Origin of the sequence: Halomonas sp. 141, assembly GCF_002810305.1 — a bacterium.
Taxonomy (GTDB): Bacteria; Pseudomonadota; Gammaproteobacteria; order Pseudomonadales; family Halomonadaceae; genus Vreelandella; species Vreelandella stevensii.
In genome coordinates, this window is sequence record NZ_PINZ01000142.1 from 1 (window position 1) to 480 (window position 480).

General features: G+C 63.3%; 1 protein-coding gene. It reads left to right on the forward strand.

Annotated elements, in window-relative coordinates; genetic code table 11:
• A partial coding sequence (locus tag CWI66_RS17735) for an IS5 family transposase (protein WP_157809015.1) occupies positions 1-480 on the forward strand: 480 nt, incomplete at both ends.

Sequence of the window (480 nt, forward strand, 5' to 3'; positions counted from 1 at the left end):
GCGGGCAAGCGAGGCCGACCACCCATTGGCCTGGAGCGCATGCTGCGCATTTACTTCCTGCAGCAGTGGTATGCCCTGGCCGATGAAGCGCTGGAGGATGCCATCTACGACAGCCAGGCCATGCGTGACTTCATCGGTATCGATCTGGCCATCGAGAGTGTGCCGGATGCGACCACGCTGCTGCGCTTCCGTCACCTGCTGGAGCAGCATGCCCTGACCCAGCGGATCTTCGAGGAAATCAACGCCCACCTGGCCGAGCAGGGCCTGTTCATGCGCGAGGGCACCATCGTCGACGCCACCATTGTGGCGGCGGCCCCCTCCACCAGGAACAAGGCCAGGCAGCGCGATCCGGAGATGAAGCAGACCCGGAAGGGCAAGCAGTATTACTTCGGTATGAAGGCCCATATCGGTGTCGATGCGGTCACCGGACTGACCCACAGTGTCGCCGCCACGTCGGCCAACGTCGCCGATGTCACCATG